The organism is Priestia sp. YIM B13486 (genome assembly GCF_042787865.1).
GTDB classification, from domain to species: domain Bacteria; phylum Bacillota; class Bacilli; order Bacillales; family Bacillaceae_H; genus Priestia; species Priestia megaterium.
Genome location: NZ_JBHZOZ010000016.1, coordinates 20,959 through 36,933 on the forward strand (window position 1 = coordinate 20,959; position 15,975 = coordinate 36,933).

15 protein-coding genes and 2 pseudogenes are annotated in these 15,975 nt (G+C 34.5%); 12 read left to right on the forward strand and 5 right to left on the reverse strand.

The window, feature by feature from the left end; translation table 11 throughout:
* Positions 1 to 38: 38 nt before the first annotated feature.
* From ACFX4G_RS25445 to ACFX4G_RS25480, 8 genes are all read left to right on the forward strand, one after another.
* Positions 39 to 1,076 (forward strand): flavin-containing monooxygenase, encoded by a 1,038-nt coding sequence (locus ACFX4G_RS25445; RefSeq protein ID WP_377577755.1) that lies wholly within the window; start codon positions 39 to 41, stop codon positions 1,074 to 1,076.
* 33 nt (positions 1,077 to 1,109) lie between these two features.
* Positions 1,110 to 1,376: an acyl carrier protein gene (locus ACFX4G_RS25450; RefSeq protein WP_274862770.1), complete on the forward strand. Its 267-nt coding sequence runs from the start codon at positions 1,110 to 1,112 to the stop codon at positions 1,374 to 1,376.
* Complete coding sequence (locus ACFX4G_RS25455; protein WP_322552704.1) at positions 1,373 to 2,542, forward strand: LuxE/PaaK family acyltransferase; 1,170 nt, start codon at positions 1,373 to 1,375, stop codon at positions 2,540 to 2,542. The genes ACFX4G_RS25450 and ACFX4G_RS25455 overlap by 4 nt, the downstream gene beginning before the upstream one ends.
* 1 nt (position 2,543) lies before the next feature.
* Positions 2,544 to 2,948, forward strand: coding sequence for an iron-sulfur cluster assembly scaffold protein (locus ACFX4G_RS25460; RefSeq protein ID WP_322552703.1), 405 nt, complete (start codon positions 2,544 to 2,546; stop codon positions 2,946 to 2,948).
* A 2-nt stretch (positions 2,949 to 2,950) separates the two neighbouring features.
* Positions 2,951 to 4,120 (forward strand): cysteine desulfurase family protein, encoded by a 1,170-nt coding sequence (locus ACFX4G_RS25465; RefSeq protein ID WP_322552702.1) that lies wholly within the window; start codon positions 2,951 to 2,953, stop codon positions 4,118 to 4,120.
* A 44-nt stretch (positions 4,121 to 4,164) separates the two neighbouring features.
* On the forward strand, positions 4,165 to 4,635 hold the full coding sequence (locus ACFX4G_RS25470) for a DinB family protein (protein WP_377570521.1): 471 nt from the start codon (positions 4,165 to 4,167) through the stop codon (positions 4,633 to 4,635).
* Positions 4,636 to 4,789: 154 nt separating this feature from the next.
* Positions 4,790 to 5,119 carry a nucleoside triphosphate pyrophosphohydrolase gene (locus tag ACFX4G_RS25475; protein ID WP_144633050.1) on the forward strand — a complete coding sequence of 110 codons (330 nt, stop codon included), beginning with the start codon at positions 4,790 to 4,792 and terminating at the stop codon, positions 5,117 to 5,119.
* A 467-nt stretch (positions 5,120 to 5,586) separates the two neighbouring features.
* The gene (locus ACFX4G_RS25480) at positions 5,587 to 6,420 is read left to right on the forward strand and encodes a hypothetical protein (RefSeq protein ID WP_144633052.1); all 834 of its coding nucleotides are present in this window, start codon (positions 5,587 to 5,589) and stop codon (positions 6,418 to 6,420) included.
* 252 nt (positions 6,421 to 6,672) lie between these two features.
* Here ACFX4G_RS25480 and ACFX4G_RS25485 read toward each other — a convergent pair.
* From ACFX4G_RS25485 to ACFX4G_RS25500, 4 genes and pseudogenes are all read right to left on the reverse strand, one after another.
* A pseudogene (locus ACFX4G_RS25485) lies at positions 6,673 to 6,798 on the reverse strand (IS256 family transposase); the annotation flags it as partial.
* A 233-nt stretch (positions 6,799 to 7,031) separates the two neighbouring features.
* Entirely contained in the window at positions 7,032 to 8,159 is a 1,128-nt protein-coding gene (locus ACFX4G_RS25490; protein ID WP_377577881.1) for a Ger(x)C family spore germination protein, read from the reverse strand.
* Positions 8,156 to 9,256, reverse strand: coding sequence for a GerAB/ArcD/ProY family transporter (locus tag ACFX4G_RS25495; RefSeq protein WP_377577758.1), 1,101 nt, complete (start codon positions 9,254 to 9,256; stop codon positions 8,156 to 8,158). The genes ACFX4G_RS25490 and ACFX4G_RS25495 overlap by 4 nt, the downstream gene beginning before the upstream one ends.
* A gap of 4 nt (positions 9,257 to 9,260) precedes the next feature.
* Positions 9,261 to 10,727, reverse strand: coding sequence for a spore germination protein (locus tag ACFX4G_RS25500; protein ID WP_377577761.1), 1,467 nt, complete (start codon positions 10,725 to 10,727; stop codon positions 9,261 to 9,263).
* 148 nt (positions 10,728 to 10,875) lie between these two features.
* Between ACFX4G_RS25500 and ACFX4G_RS25505 the strand changes: the two are divergent.
* Together ACFX4G_RS25505 and ACFX4G_RS25510 are read left to right on the forward strand one after the other, a co-directional pair.
* Positions 10,876 to 11,291 (forward strand): annotated as a pseudogene (locus tag ACFX4G_RS25505) (IS6 family transposase); the annotation flags it as partial.
* A 613-nt stretch (positions 11,292 to 11,904) separates the two neighbouring features.
* On the forward strand, positions 11,905 to 12,681 hold the full coding sequence (locus ACFX4G_RS25510) for a DUF4046 domain-containing protein (protein WP_377577764.1): 777 nt from the start codon (positions 11,905 to 11,907) through the stop codon (positions 12,679 to 12,681).
* Between the two features lie 87 nt (positions 12,682 to 12,768).
* On the opposite strand, the gene ACFX4G_RS25515 is transcribed toward ACFX4G_RS25510, so the two are convergent.
* Positions 12,769 to 12,993 carry a YczF family membrane protein gene (locus ACFX4G_RS25515; protein WP_029325680.1) on the reverse strand — a complete coding sequence of 75 codons (225 nt, stop codon included), beginning with the start codon at positions 12,991 to 12,993 and terminating at the stop codon, positions 12,769 to 12,771.
* Between the two features lie 132 nt (positions 12,994 to 13,125).
* Between ACFX4G_RS25515 and ACFX4G_RS25520 the strand changes: the two genes are divergently transcribed.
* The gene (locus ACFX4G_RS25520; RefSeq protein WP_377570806.1) at positions 13,126 to 14,748 is read left to right on the forward strand and encodes a spore germination protein; all 1,623 of its coding nucleotides are present in this window, start codon (positions 13,126 to 13,128) and stop codon (positions 14,746 to 14,748) included.
* The gene (locus ACFX4G_RS25525; protein ID WP_377577767.1) at positions 14,738 to 15,964 is read left to right on the forward strand and encodes a Ger(x)C family spore germination protein; all 1,227 of its coding nucleotides are present in this window, start codon (positions 14,738 to 14,740) and stop codon (positions 15,962 to 15,964) included. Before ACFX4G_RS25520 ends, ACFX4G_RS25525 begins: the two co-directional genes overlap by 11 nt.
* The last annotated feature ends 11 nt before the right edge of the window (positions 15,965 to 15,975 follow it).

Consider the following 15,975-nt stretch of genomic DNA (forward strand, 5'->3'; position numbering starts at 1 on the left):
GCATAATGTACTTACTATTGTTGAAGGAGGGATGTTAAATGGGAAATTCATATAACACAATTGTAATCGGTGCCGGGCAAGCAGGACTAGCTATTGGCTATTATTTAAAACAAAAATCTCTTTCATTTTTAATTATAGACTCTAATAGTAGAGTTGGGGACTCTTGGCGTCATCGTTACGATTCTTTAACCTTGTTTACACCTAGATCTCATAGCGCTCTACCGGGAATGAATGTAGAAGGGCCACCACATGGTTACCCTAACAAAGATGAGATTGCGGATTATTTAGAAAACTACAGTCGTTATTATGATCTTCCAGTCCAACTGAATACATCAGTTATTAATCTATTTAAAGAAAATAAGAAGTTTCACCTCGTTACCAGTAAAGGAAATTATGTAGCAAAAAATATAGTAGTTGCAACTGGTCCCTTTCAAAAACCCTTTGTACCAAATATTGAGAAAGATGTCTCAAAAGACATTTTCCAGATTCATGCAGCTCATTATAAAAATCCAACTCAATTAAAGGAAGGAACGACTTTAGTAGTGGGTGCCGGTAATTCAGGGGTACAGATTGCAACGGAGTTAGCCGAAAGCAGAGAAGTTTATCTATCTGTAGGTAAACAAATGAAATTCCTACCCTATACCTTACTGAATAGGAGTATTTTTTGGTGGTTCCAAGTGCTTGGAGTATCAAAAGCAACTATCCATTCAAAATTGGGGCAGTTTATGAAAAAAAATGATCCAATTATAGGAAAAGAGTTAAAACCACTGCTAAGTAGAGGAGCTGTTAACAAGGTTTCAAAAGTTTCAAAGGCAGACGGTAAGAGTTTAATTTGTCAAAATGGCGAGAAGGTCCAACCAGAGAATATCATCTGGGCCACTGGTTACCACAATGATTACGAATGGATTGAAGTCCTTAATATAATTGATAAAAACAATAATGTGATTCATGACCGAGGCATAACAAAAGAAAAGGGTCTTTACTTTCTAGGGTTATCATGGCAATACCGAAGAGGTTCCGCCTTATTATTAGGGGTTGGAGAAGACGCCAAGTTCTTGGCAAATCATATAACTTAATTGATATGAAAAGTTTTAGTGGGGGTCCTAACTATGGAAAACGATAAGATTTTTACGATGATAAGAGAGTCTATTTTAGTTTTTTCACCTTTAAAAGAAACGGATATTAAAATAGATAGCAATTTGTCCGGAGATTTATCACTGGATTCAACTGATCGCCTAGAACTTGTTTTAGATTTAGAGCAAAAGTTAGATATTAGCATTCCAACTGAGGACTATGGCTGGTGCAAAACGATTGAGGACGTTGTGTTGTTAGTAAAACAAATACAAGCTCAGAACACTAAGGAGGCTATTAAATGAACTTATCTACTCAGTTAAAAGAACTAGGATTATCCCCATTAAATACATTAGTCGGTAGTGCTCATAACCTTTATAAAATGCCTTTTGATACAGTAAATGAATATAAAGGTAGCGTTATCGCAGATAACTTTAACTATCATTATGAAAACAACGAATTTTATCGTGATTTATGTAAGAAGAAAAACATTAGCCATCAGGATATAAAGGGTTTTAATGATTTAGCGAAAATCCCTTTAATTCCAGTTCAAACATTTAAACAATGCGATTCTCACCTTCTTATGACATCGAAATTAAACGAAGTTGAATTCGAAATGAGAAGTACAGGGACAAGTGGGATTCCTAGTGTATCTCGTCGTGATCGTTTAACGATGGACAGTGCATTTGATAGTGTTGTAACTACCTATAGAGAGTTCTTTAAGTTCTCCAGAGGGATGGGATTATTCCTTTTCCCACCAACTGAAGAAATGCCTGAAATGGGAATGGTAAAAGCACTGAATGTTTTTGCTGGTTTATTAGATGGTAGCGTTAATTTAGTAAAGAAAATAACATTCAACCCCGAAAAAGCTGTAGAAGCCTTACAAAGTTGGGATGGAAAACATACTAGACATATAGTAGGCCCTCCATTTTTAGTATATAGATTAATTAAATATTGTATGGATCGCAATATTAAACTTAATTTAGAAAAGAATAGCTTTATTATTACGCTTGGAGGATGGAAAAGGTTCACTGGTGAAGAAATTCCACGAGCAGAATTTAATGAGCTTTGTCATGAATACTTAGGCGTTCAATCAAACAATGTAAGGGATATGTATGGATTAGTAGAAGCTAATATGCTTGCAGTAGAATGCCATAAACAAGAAAAACATATTCCACCATGGGTCCACGTTTCTATGCGTAACCCACACAATGTCTTAGAAGAAGTTGAATATGGAGAAAGGGGCATTATGGCTATTTATGATCCAACTTCTATTTCGTATCCAGGCTTCATTCTGACAGAAGATGTTGGCTATTTAAGAAAAGATACATCTTGTGAATGTGGTCGTAATGGACAGACGTTAGTATATATTTCAAGGATGCCAGGTGTAGAAGTAGGTTGTTGTGCAATTAACCTTGAAAAGTTTATCGAAGAAAAAGAAAAAGGCATGGCTATCAAAGGAGGAATTTAAAATGTTCAATGATATAATCTGTGACCATTTTATGAATCCTAGGAATATTGGTGAACTTACAGATGCGGACTATGTGATCGAAATCAGTAATCCTATTTGTGGTGATACAGTACACATGTATTTAAGGTTAAACCAAGGGGTTATCTCCGATGTAGCTTATAGAGCTTATGGATGCTCTACGTCTATTGCTACAGCAAGTATTGTTTCAGAAAAAATAGTTAGTATGTCTAAAGCTGAAATTTCGTCTATTATACGCGATGATGTTGTTGAATGGTTAGGTGAGTTAGAACCTTCACAGCTTCATTGTGTTGATATCGCTTTAAATATTCTAAATCAGTGCGCAAATCCAACAAAAAAGAAATTTGAACAGAAAGAATTTCTGGTTGAAGGGGAAGGTGCATTTTAACAATGCATACACCTATTTATTTTGACTATAATGCCACTACTCCTATTGATCCAAGAGTACTAGAAGGTATGTTACCGTATCTTCAAAATCATTTTGGAAATCCGTCGAGTACTTATTCTATAGGGTATCGCGCTAAAGAGGCCATTGAAATAGCACGTAAAGATATAGCTAATCTTATTGGTGTTGAGGATAGTAATATATTTTTTACAAGTGGTGGATCTGAGGCAAATTCCACTATATTAAAGGGCATAGCAGCTGAAAATTCAAAGAGGAAGCATATTATTACAAGTGCAATTGAACATCCAGCTATCTTAAAAACTTGTGATTACTTAAGAAAGCATCATGGATTTCAAATTACCACAATACCTGTCAATTCGGCTGGTATTGTGAATCTTAATGATATCGAAAGAGCTATAACTAGCCAAACAGTTCTTGTTACAGTCATGATGGTAAATAATGAAATTGGATCTATACAGCCTATAAAAGAAATAGGTAATCTGTGTAAAAAGCACAATATTCATTTCCATTGCGACGCAGTACAGGCAGTTGGGAGAATACCTGTTAATTTAAAGGAACTTCCAATTGATAGTTTATCCATGTCAGCACATAAAATTTATGGACCTAAGGGAGTAGGGTGTTTATATTTACGTGAAGATGTGAATATTCCTCCTCTTATCCTTGGAGGATCTCAAGAATTTGGTATGCGTTCTGGAACAGAAAATGTAGCAGGTATTGTCGGTTTTGGGATTGCTGCAAAAATAGTTCAAGAAGATCTATACTTAAATTTTACAAAGATAGAGTACCTACGTGACTTATTCTTAACTAATCTCCAAGCAGAAATTGAGGATTGTTTAATAAACGGAGACATACATGCTAATGTTCCCTCCACGATAAACATTCAATTTTCTGGGATTAGAGGGGAATCCTTAGCCAGTATGTTAAATGAATTAGGAATTTGTGTATCTATTGCTTCCGCATGTAGCTCTACTTCATCAAAACTTTCACATGTATTAAAAGCAATTGGAAAGACAGATGACGAGATTAGAAGCTCAATTCGTATAAGTATAGGAGCACTAACCACTGAAGATGAAATAAATCAGCTAGTTAGATATTTAAAGCATTCTGTTGTGAGATTACGTTCTTTCTCACCTAAATATCAAATACCTGTATAGGAATATTAAAGTGAAAAATAATGATTATAAGGTAGTGAGACTATATGAATGAATTAGTATTTAAGCAGTTTAAAGTGGCAAAGGATTACTTTATAAGAAATGTAGAATCTATTTCTAAAGAAGTAGCAAGTGTTCAGCCAGATGGTTTTAACAATACAATTCATTGGCATGTTGGTCATGTATTAACATTCACTGAGCAATTAATGTTTGGCTTTCCAAAAAAAACGACTTACCTTCCAGCAAACTATATCGAATTGTTTGGTAATGGTACAAAACCAGCTGATTGGAAGGATGAGGTGCCTAGCTTAGACGAATTGATTATTCAGCTCAAGGATCAGGCCATTCGTCTTCAGCAAATTCCAAATGAACAATTAAAGGAAACACTTCAAAAACCATTTATGGGATTTGAAACTTTTGAAGAATTAGCAGGTTTGGCCGTATTACATGAATCCAATCATTTAGGACACATTCAAGCAATGAAACGTGTTGTTGAATATGAAAATGTAAAAAACTAATCAATGTAGATACAAATAAAAATACCTTCTAACAGTTTATATTAATAAGTTCTAAACAAAAACAAGCATTTGTTTTCAAAGGCTTGTTTTTTTGTTTAGATAGTTCTGCTACGTCTGTATAGTAAACACTCTAATTATAAAGGAGATAAGATATATGACCATTTATAATAAACTAATTAGAGACCGCATACCCGAAATTATTCAAGAATTCGAAGGCGAGTGTGTGGTTGAAGTTTTAACAGAACAGGATTATTTAATAGAACTTCAAAGGAAAAGTCAGGAAGAATTAAATGAGTATTTAGCAGCTTCTAACTCAAATGAGGCTATAGAAGAACTTGCAGATTTATTAGAAGTAATCTATGGATTAACAAAGTGTCATGGATTTTCCATCGAAGATTTGGAGAGAGTTAGACGACATAAAGCTGATAAAAGAGGAGTCTTTGATAAAAAATTATTTCTAGTGGAAGTTCGCAAGAAGGAGTAAATTTAATCTCATTAACGTTGTGAAACAATATCAAATATACCGTCGGTAGAAGTATAGTTTATAATCATTTTACATACCTTTCTAGTTATGTAATTGTATCTATTTCACTAATATTATCCAAAAAACCTATTTAATTGATTATATTTCCATATTTAACAGTCGACATTTATTGGATAAAATAATTTTTGACAAACCCTATAAGCATTATCTGGTATTTATATTTTGGGATTTTTTATGAAAGGTCACTTAAAAGGCATGCGTATTAATACGCATGCCTTTTAAGATTTCTTATTTTTATTAAACACAATTTATTATAAGTAAGTTTACGTAATTACTTATCGATTTTTACTTAATTCTGTGTTTGGGTATAGAGGCTATCCTTGTATAGATAGGTCTGCACAGTTTCTCCACATCTATTTGATATAAATGGTGGGCAGCAGTACTTATTACAATGAAAGGGTGTATATATGAAAAAGTTACTATTTGTCGCGGTATCTCTCTTAACTATGATTTCTTTGGTAGCATGTAATAAGGATTCTGAATATAAGCAGATGAAACACGACATGGCAAACATGGACCATAACGATTCTTCAAAAGAAAAACAACAAGTTGCCGTACAAACCGATTGGAAGTTTGAACATTATCCTCAGGCTAATACAACCAATCAGTTAACAATCACAATCAAAGATAATAAAGGGAAGCCTATTTCCGAATTTGAGGTAAATCACGAAAAGAAAATGCATCTGATTGTTGCAACCAAAGACTTGTCAAAATATCAACACATCCATCCTACTTATAAGGGAAAAGGTGTGTTTACAGTACCTGTTACGTTTACTCAGGGAGGATCATTTAAATTAATTGCTGACTTTGTACCGAAAGGACAATCGGATACAGTTCAAATGCATACGGTTTCTGTTAAGGGAAATACATCAGCCCCTGTTAGCCTTATACCTGATAAGAAATTATTAAAAACTGTTAATGGAAATCAAGTGTCTCTTAAAATAGATAGCCAGCTAAAAGCGAATCAGGAAACTATGCTAAATTTTCATTTTGAAGACGCTAAAACCAAACAGCCTATTCAGGATTTACAACCATACCTTGGAGCTGTAGGACACGTTGTCATTCTAAATCAAGACGCAACAAAATATCTGCACGTACACCCAATGGATGAAAGGATAAAAGGATCTAAAGCTATGTTCCATACCACATTTCCTTCACCTGGCATCTATAAAATTTGGGGAGAGTTTCAGCGTAGTAACAAAGTCTTTATAGTTCCATTCGTAGTGGAAGTTAGTAAATAACTAAAAAAGAATCTGTCTCTGTGAGTCATTCGTCAATCATTCTTTCTGTATAAACTACTTCAGGTAAATTAGATCATCCAAAATGCACTTATATTACAAGAAGGAACTACTGTTGGGGGACAGTAGTTCCTTCTGTTTTTAGACTGTATAACCTATACTTGTTCAGTTCACATAATGGATGTTATAGGTATCAGAGGGACCGTTAATAATTTTGTGTAAATACGAATTCCCTTTTCTTATAGACGTTATTCACTAGTTTGTTTTAAACATCATTTGTAGCTCTGCGCGAGCTTGGTCAAAACCAATGTGAAATCTTGTCGCAAAGCGCTGATTATACTGGTCAAATTGGGAAACGAGGAAGCGTTCAAGTGACTCTTTCTTTGAATTGGTTGTGGTGACTTAATTCTACAAGAAAATGTCTTCCTTTTTGCATTTATTCATTTACACAAAATATTTCACGCTCTCCTTTTTGCACCAGAACCATTAAAATCATTATATACATCCACTTCTATACTAAGGAGTATAGAAGTGGACCACCTGGTAAACAGAAAAAGATTATTCGTTTCTTTATATGTTACAAAAATATTTGCATCAGAACTTTTTAATGTATATTATTGATACCCTTTTGTACCAAAATTGGTTACTTTCACTTGTACAAAATAATTTATAGAAGTTTGCGAGAAAATCTCATCCCAATTTTTTTTATGATTTCTCCAATAATTAGGATATTTATTATGAACATAAGAGCCTAGTTGTATCGGATCTATTTTATATTTTTTTTGAAGAGTATTCATGGCATGTCTCATATCCTTCTCCATTTTCTTCTCGATAACTTCTTGTACTTGATGTGAGTACGGTTTCCCAAAGGAATTCTCATGTGGATCCCAATCTTCCGATATCTTTCCTTTAGCTTTAACGAATATATTAAAGGATAGTCGTCCATCTTTTATCTCAGGATTAACTTTACTATTTAGTGATAGAATTTCATATGTTAAGGGTTTTTTATCTATTTTGGAGGGTATGACCCCGCCTTTAGTTTCACCTTTTAACCATTGTATACTTTGAACATCCTTAGGAGAGATAAACCCCTTTAATCTTTGTTTTTTCGCATCGATAATGCCTGCACCATCGTATATGATTTCTCCTTTATTAGTACGAAGAGCTTGGATAAGGAAGCTTGTCTTTGCTTGCAGATATTCGGAGGCTTTTCCTAAGCGCATAGGAGTCAAAATTTTCCCATTATAAATTTCATTTCGGGAAATATCAAAGATTTTTTCAGAGGATATTTTCTTTTTTACAGGCATTTTAATAGCCATACTGGCTTTACCTTTAGTAAGTATAACGTATGAACTTCTTCTTACTTCATCATCGCGTATAAAATGATTAATTAAACCTTTAATATTTCGATGCTTTGCTAAGTTTTCACCAATTAAGAATACTTTTAAATGTTCGCTGTAAATTCGATCTTCTTTTAAAGCCACATTACTTACAGCTTCTAATAAATTTTTCCCTACAGATTGTACGATAATTGTTTGAGGTACACCTGTACCGTTAGAATCCATAGAACTTTGGGGTAATAGAATCTGGTAAATTAATTCAATCTTTTTATCCTCGCGTTCATCAAGTGCTAGTCCACTAACAAATGAAAGTCGTTTCAAATCTTTTACATCCCAACATCCAGTAAGAAATATACATATAATAAAGATGAAGAGTCTTTTTTTTACATTAAATTTTTTTATAGGGAAACCCTCCTTTTTCTACTCAAAAAAAATTGAACAGTATAGGTAAAAGCCATACTTATAAAGGAAAATAAAAAACCATAATTCAGCACATGGCCAAATTTAAAAAAAGCAATGATACTATTAGGAATAAGGCAACTTATAAAAGGTACAAGGAATAGAGTCAACAAAATGTAATTCTTTCTAGATGAACGAATGATGGTTTTAATACCAATATTTGTAGTACTAAGCACGCTAGTGGCTGTTGAAAAAAATTGAAATATCCAAATGGTAAGTAAAAACATATCAAATCTTTGAAAAAAAACACCTTGAATTTCGAATGATTGAATTAATGAAATGGTAGGCCAAGTAAGAGTAATTGTCTCTGAAACCCCCATTGCCCCTATAACACATATAAGGGAAGTTATGTAGAATAATGTGGGTAGAGTTAAGCCAATAATAAGTGCTTTTTTGGCACTTTCTATTTTTTGCATAAAAGGAATTAAGATAAAAATCACTTCAAAACCAGAAAAGTATACAAAGCCATCTATATATGGGGTCCATGAAGAAAATATATTTTTTTCTAAGATAGGGTGAAGGTTAGAACTCTCAAAAATCTTTAAGCTAGATCCCATTAAAAAGAAGTATACAAAAAAAGTAATTGGAAATAAGAAGGAAAAAACTTTACTTATGGAATACATACCTCCCCTTACATGATAAATAGCAACCAACAGAAAAACACCTATAGTAACAAAGATAGGAGTGTTAGATAATAAGAAAAACTGAATAATCTCTGCTAATCCTCTTACTTGATATATAACTAATGTTAAGAAATAAATAACTAATAATATATTTAAGAACCTTCCAAAAATTTCTCCAAAAATCATCTGATTTAATTCAAAAATTGTTTTAGTAGGAGTTTTACATGCTACATGTAACATTAGTAAGCTAACAATGATAAAGGCAATACCAAGAATAAGTACGATGATCCAGCCATCAGGAGAATGCAATTTTGTTGTAATTGTTCTTGGTAAGACAAGAGTTCCATTACCAATAGTTGTACATGTTATAAAGATAGCCGTTTGAAGCATGGTAAGTTTTTTAGTCGTTTTAATCATAATTTCACCTTTGCTTTTTGGATGAAAGTCGCTTTGGTTTTTGAGTATGAGTTGGTAGGAGTTTTAAAGGTAAACGAAGAAGTGCATCTTTTAGGTCTTTTCGGTCTTTTGCTAGAATAGGCTCATAAAATTCATATTTAAAACTTTCTAGTTGGCATAAGTGACCTATTAAAAGTAGAAAACCCATAATGACGCCAAACAAGCCAAAAATACTAGCACTAATCATATTAATAAACCTTAGAACTCGTAAGGATAAGCTAAATTCATACTGTGGTATCGTAAATGATGCTGTAGCTGTCACTGCAACAATAACAACCATTAGAGCACTCACAATATTGGCCTGGACAGCAGCTTGTCCAATTACTACTCCGCCTACCAATCCCAAAGTTTGACCAATGGGTTTAGGAAGTCTTAAACCAGCTTCTCTTAATAATTCAATTGTAATTTCCATAAGTAAAGCTTCGACTAAAGGTGGAAAAGGTACATTTTGGCGACTTCCAGCTATAGCAAGGGCCATAGTAGTTGGTAATAACCCAGGATGAAAAGCAACAAACGCAATATAAAGACCAGGTAAAAAAATAGTAATAAATATAGATAAATAACGAAGAATCCTTAATAATGTACTTGGAATCCAGCGTTGATAATAGTCATCTGGGGTTTGTAAAATTCCATCAAATGTAATTGGGGCTATCGTTGCAAAAGGTGTTCCGTCTAATAAAATTCCTATTTTACCTTCTAATAAAGCAGCAACAACTCGATCAGGTCGTTCTGTTGTTTGGACTTGTGGAAAAATGGAGTAAGGATAATCTTCAATAAGCTGTTCAATATATCCTGATTCCATAGGATCATCAATTTTAATATTATTAATACGCTTTATCATATCTTCAACTAACTCTCGGTCTGTTAATCCTTTAATAAATAACAATGCAATTTTCTTTTCATTTCGTTCTCCAACAAGCATTTCTTTAATAGTCAAATTAGGATCATTGGCTCTTTGGCGAATAAGTGCTGTATTTGTACGAAGCTCTTCAATAAAACCTACTTTTGGTCCACGAAGCATCGATTCGTTTTCAGGATCTTCTAGGGAGCGTTGTTGTACCTTTTTCATTTCAATAGATAGTCCAGTTGAATAACCTTCTACTAATAGCACACCATTACCTTGAAGTACTGCCTTTCCAATCTCTGAAAAAGTTCTTAGTTGATCAGTCTTAATTCCTAAAATAGAAGAGGAGATACATTTTATTAAATTTTGTTTCAGGCAAAATTCTTGATGCTGAAGAGGACGAACAACTTGGTCTGAAATTAGCAAAGTTTCTGTTAACCCTTCTGTAAGAATTAACATAGCAGGAGTTTTACCTTGGCCAATAGAGAAATCTTGAAATAAAATGTCACTACTTTGCCCAATACCATTTTTTAAATAGGCAATATTAGAAGCTAGATCTTCTTTTAGAGATGTTTCTTCTTTCGTCATAATATACTCCTTATTAATAAGTAACTTATGCCATATTTTGTGTATTTTTTTTATACTTATACTTTTAAATTATAATTTAACAAAAAAAGGAGCGTGATGAGTACGGAAAATCACTTTTTTATTCAAATAGAAATATTACCAGCCTGACATCATTTTATTAACGGTAAGATGTTACCTACAGTAAAACCTCGGTTTTCGTGATTTAGTGGAAATGATGGCAGAACACGGATCACTATTGCTCACACAACTAATATGCGTTTAGTACATCAATATGAACCTGGACTAGATGAACGAGTACGATGTCATCTTAAGACAACTAATAATTCCTGGAGAGTTGATGAAAAATATGTGAAAGTAAAAGGTGAATCGATGTATCTGTATCGTGCCGTTGATCCAGAAGGAAATACGATTGATTTTTATTTAAGTGAATCAAGAGATAAACGATCCGCCAAGCGCTTTTTTAAGAAAGCCTTGGCTTTTTCGCACGTTTCTATGCCTCGTATGATAACAGTAGATAAGAACCTAGATTATCCCATTCCCTTTCAAGAGTTAATAAAAGAAAAGCTATTGTGAATTTTTTTAAAAGCCACAGCAATTTACATATTTATTTTTGATAAGATCAAAGGGAATATTGAATTACCTATAAAAGATGAACTAATGAAAAATATTGGAGTTCGTAAAAGTATAACTTTTATGAACGGTATATTTTGTGTTATTGTTAAATTTATACAAATAATCCTATTTCAAATTTGGGTTTAAATATTATATCTATAATTGCATAAAAAAACCTATTCCCTTGTGCTGTTATGTGGGAATAGGCTCAATGAGTTAAGATGACATTTCGAAAAATCTCCAATTAACATGCCTTTTTTATTTTACAACAATTCAAAGTGGAAAGCGATTACATTTTTGTTTTAAACACAAAAAAATCGTAGCTTAGAAAGGATGGCGGACTTGTTGGAGTTTGGTTTCAAGAATCAATATGCACACGTATATTATTTTTCCTTTATCAATTCCCATATCCCTATTTACATAATGAAAAGAAAAGCTACTGATAAAGGATCAGTAGCTTTTCTTTTCATTATGTATCTTATCAGATTCAGCTCCATCCGTATATAAATCCCATTATTATACATAATAATAAACAAATATACTTTCTCAAAAGGGGCTTTGGATAGTGAATAGAGAACAAGTCATCGATATTTATCAAGATGTTCTAGAAAAGAAAAGAAAACGTTTTCCTAACTATTTCTTTGTAGGTAATGAAGGAAAAAAATATATGCGCTATATGACATGCTATCTACTTGAGCAACGATTATCGATTCCTATTCACGAGATTCCTCTACAGGTAACGGCAGGCACTTTATGGTCTAACCGTCTTAAACCACCTGCTATGCTTTATGAATGGAATTATTACGAAGTCATTGATAACGCTTATCCAGGAAGATTTAAAGCTTGGCAGTTTCAACAAGTTCCTGATAAATATTGGGATGGAGACGAAGGAAAAAAACGAGCTATTGAAGCAGTAAAGTACGTAATAGAGGAAAAACTAAAAATCCCTCTTAAAGAGATTCCTATTCAGGTTAATATTCACTTTTTTAGTCAACATAGCCTGAGAGGTGTCTTTTCCCTGTTCGGCCAATCCCCTTTTCAAGTAGTAGAGGCTGTTTATCCTGGAGTCTTTAAACCTTGGCAATTTGCTCATGTTCCCATGAATTGTTGGAAAAATGAAGAATACGTTCGGGAGGCAATGGTCGATTTTTTATTCAGACAGCTTCATTTCTCTTCTTATGAGGAGGCTTTTCTCAAATTAAAAGGAAGTCATTTCACCGATTTTCAGTTAACTGGTCTCTTTCAAATGGCGTTTGATTCCAGAATGAACAATGTGAAGGAGTGGATAAAAAACCAGTTAATGAATATAGACAATGAATTATCTTATGTGAATCTTCATTAATAAAAGAACCAATTGAAACGAATAGCCTGAACTACATCTCTATTATTTCCATTTCCTTTTTTCAAAAAGCGATTTATAAGTATGCAGTTACTTGCTTTGATTCCTCTTCTTTATAAAAAGATATGCAGATTCAGCAAAAAAAAGAAAAAGAAGAAAAAAGAGCACAAATAATTCGGCAACTTCCATTACTCGAAAAGGACTCAAGGCGTTGTACAACGCCTGAGAAACATCAAATCCTTGAAGAATATCAATGCCTAAAGAAAACCCCATTAAGCATCCCATCATTAAAAGGCTAATACCTATGATTTTCATATCAATCACGCTCCATTTAATAGGTTTTTCTTTTTCTTCTATGATGATACATAAATATTTATTGTTAATTTTTACATAAAAAGTTTCTATATGGTTAAATTAATAAAAATTTAAAGAAGGGTGCTTAAATCTATGCCTTCGTTTTTTAAAGATCGCAAACCAAAAAAGAAACGATCACAGAGTGAAGAAAATCAAACTCCTGATCATCAAATAGAATGGATACAATTTTCATTATCAGACAACCTTAACATGATTAAGCAGAAAACCGGAAATAGTTCAGATGTCGTTATTCGTGAGATAAAAATGGGAGGGGCTTCCGACATAAAAACAGCGATTGTCTATGTAGAAGGAATTGTAGACAATCAGTCGATTCAAGATTATCTACTGCAATCTATGATGAAGGATGATCATAAAGAAGAATTAAATCAGCACAATGCGATAGACCTCCTTTCTAAAGATATAATGACAATTGGAAACATATCCTTCATCACTAGCTTGGATGATTTATTTGCATCTTTAATGGCAGGAGATACTCTTATCCTAGTGGATGGAGTAAAACAAGCACTGAGTGCTAGCACCAAAGGTGGAGAAAAACGTTCCATCGCGGAATCTACTACTCAAATGGTGGTGCGAGGACCAAAAGGGGCCTTTACCGAGTCTCTTGGGACCAATACAGCTATGGTACGCCGCATCATTAAAACCCCTGATTTATGGATGGAGTCTTTAAAAGTAGGACGCGTAACAAAGACAGATGTGACATTTATGTACATACATGGCATTGCCAATGATAAAGTCGTTAAAGAAATTCGTCAGCGATTGAAGCGAATTGATATCGATAGCATTTTGGAATCAGGTTATATTGAACAACTAATAGAGGATCAAACATTCACCCCTTTTCCAACTATGTACAACACGGAGAGACCTGACGTTGTAGCAGGAAACCTACTAGAAGGGCGGATTGCTATATTTGTGGATGGAACCCCCTTTGTACTGATTGCACCTGCTTTGTTCATGCAATTCTTCCAATCGGCTGAAGATTATTATGCGCGTTTTGACATTGCAACCTCAATTCGTCTTTTACGTATTTTTATGTTTATGATTTCGCTTATCGCGCCTGCTACCTATGTCGCGGTAACAACCTTCCATCAGGAAATGGTACCAACCACGCTCATTGTAGCAATTGCGGCACAGAGGGAAGCTGTTCCTTTTCCAGCATTTGTGGAAGCCCTTCTTATGGAGCTAACCTTTGAAATCTTACGAGAAGCAGGGATACGTTTACCTAAAGCTATTGGTTCAGCCGTATCCATTGTCGGGGCCCTTGTAATTGGTCAAGCAGCCGTTCAAGCAAGTATTGTGTCACCAGCAATGGTTATCATTGTATCGATCACAGCCATTGCCAGTTTTGCCACACCTTCTTTTGATATGGCGATTTCAGCTCGCTTAATTCGGTTTTTGTTTATGATTGGCGCAGCAACATTTGGTTTCTATGGCATCATTTTATGCCTTTTAATGATGGTTGTACATTTATGCAGTTTACGTTCGTTTGGGGTACCTTATATGGCTCCATTTGCTCCCTTCATCCCTGTAAACAATGGAGATACCGTTATAAGATTACCGTGGTGGACACTGAGACAAAGACCGCGATTAATTACTGCTAACACGATTCGAGAAGGATCAAATCAAAACCCGCACCCCCCTGCATCTCGTGGTATGGTGAATCGTGATTTTGAAGAAGGTGACAACAATGAAGCGTAAAGGAGTTTTTCTTTTATTGATGATGACGGTAACCATCTTGCTCACCAGTTGTTGGAGTAAAAAAGAGTTAACTGACCTTGCTATCGTGGCAGCTCTGGGCGTCGATAAAACAAAAGATGGAAGATATCACATAACGCTCCAAATTATTAATCCAGGGAATGTGGCTGGTATACAAGGAGGGGGAGGCGGTACTCAAAGCCCTCCTATTACCATTTATTCAGCTTCAGGAGACAATGTAGTCGAAGCAAGTAGACGGGCTTCGGGCAGAATTTCTCGACGATTGTATTATGCTCATACAAACTTGGTCGTGGTTGGTGAAAAATTGGCTAAAGAAGAAGGGCTTGATACATTAATTGATGCGTTTGATCGAGATCCAGAATTTCGAAATACTTCCACCCTCGTGATTGCCAACCATTCGTCTGCAGCTGATCTAGTGAAAACGTTAACGCCGGTTGATAAGATTCCAGCGAATAAAGTGCTGAAAACCTTAGAATTTACGGAAAGAAAATGGGGAGAGAATGTAAAAACATCGCTTCAAGAGGTGATGAAGAGCCTTGAATCTCCCGGAAGTGGAACTGTCGTATCAGGATTTCGTCTAGATGGAAATCCCCAGCAAGCACAAAAGCTGGATAACCTTCAGGAAAGTGCACCCGAAGCAACGCTTCGTGCTTCTGGAATTGCTGTCTTAAAACAGGGAAAGCTAGTAGATTGGTTGTATGGAAAACCAGCAAGAGGAACGGTATGGATTCTTGATAAAATCCAAGGAACGGATATTAATATTGATTGGGCAGGAAAGAAAGAAGCTATTGCTTATCAAACTGTACGACAAAAAACAAGTGTGTCTGCTCAAGTGAAGAATGGCAAACCTCATATTTCTGTTCATACACGTGTTGAAGGAGATATCGGTGACATGGAGGTACCTGTTGATATCACCAATCCAAAGGTCATTACAAAAATCGAACAATCCGTGAGGAAAGAAATTAAAAAAGAGCTAAAGACAGCTATTGAACGTGCCCAAAAAAACAAAACGGATATTTTGGGATTTGGAGAAGTAGTTCACCGTACTAGACCAAATCAATTTAAGAAAATGAAAATGGAATGGAATGATGTGTACTTTCCGAAGTTAGATGTAGATATTACAGTGGAAGCCTATATACGTCGAGCTGGCTTACGAAATAAATCGTTTCTTTCAGGGGTAAAAGAGAATCAAAAGTAAAAAAAGGGGGT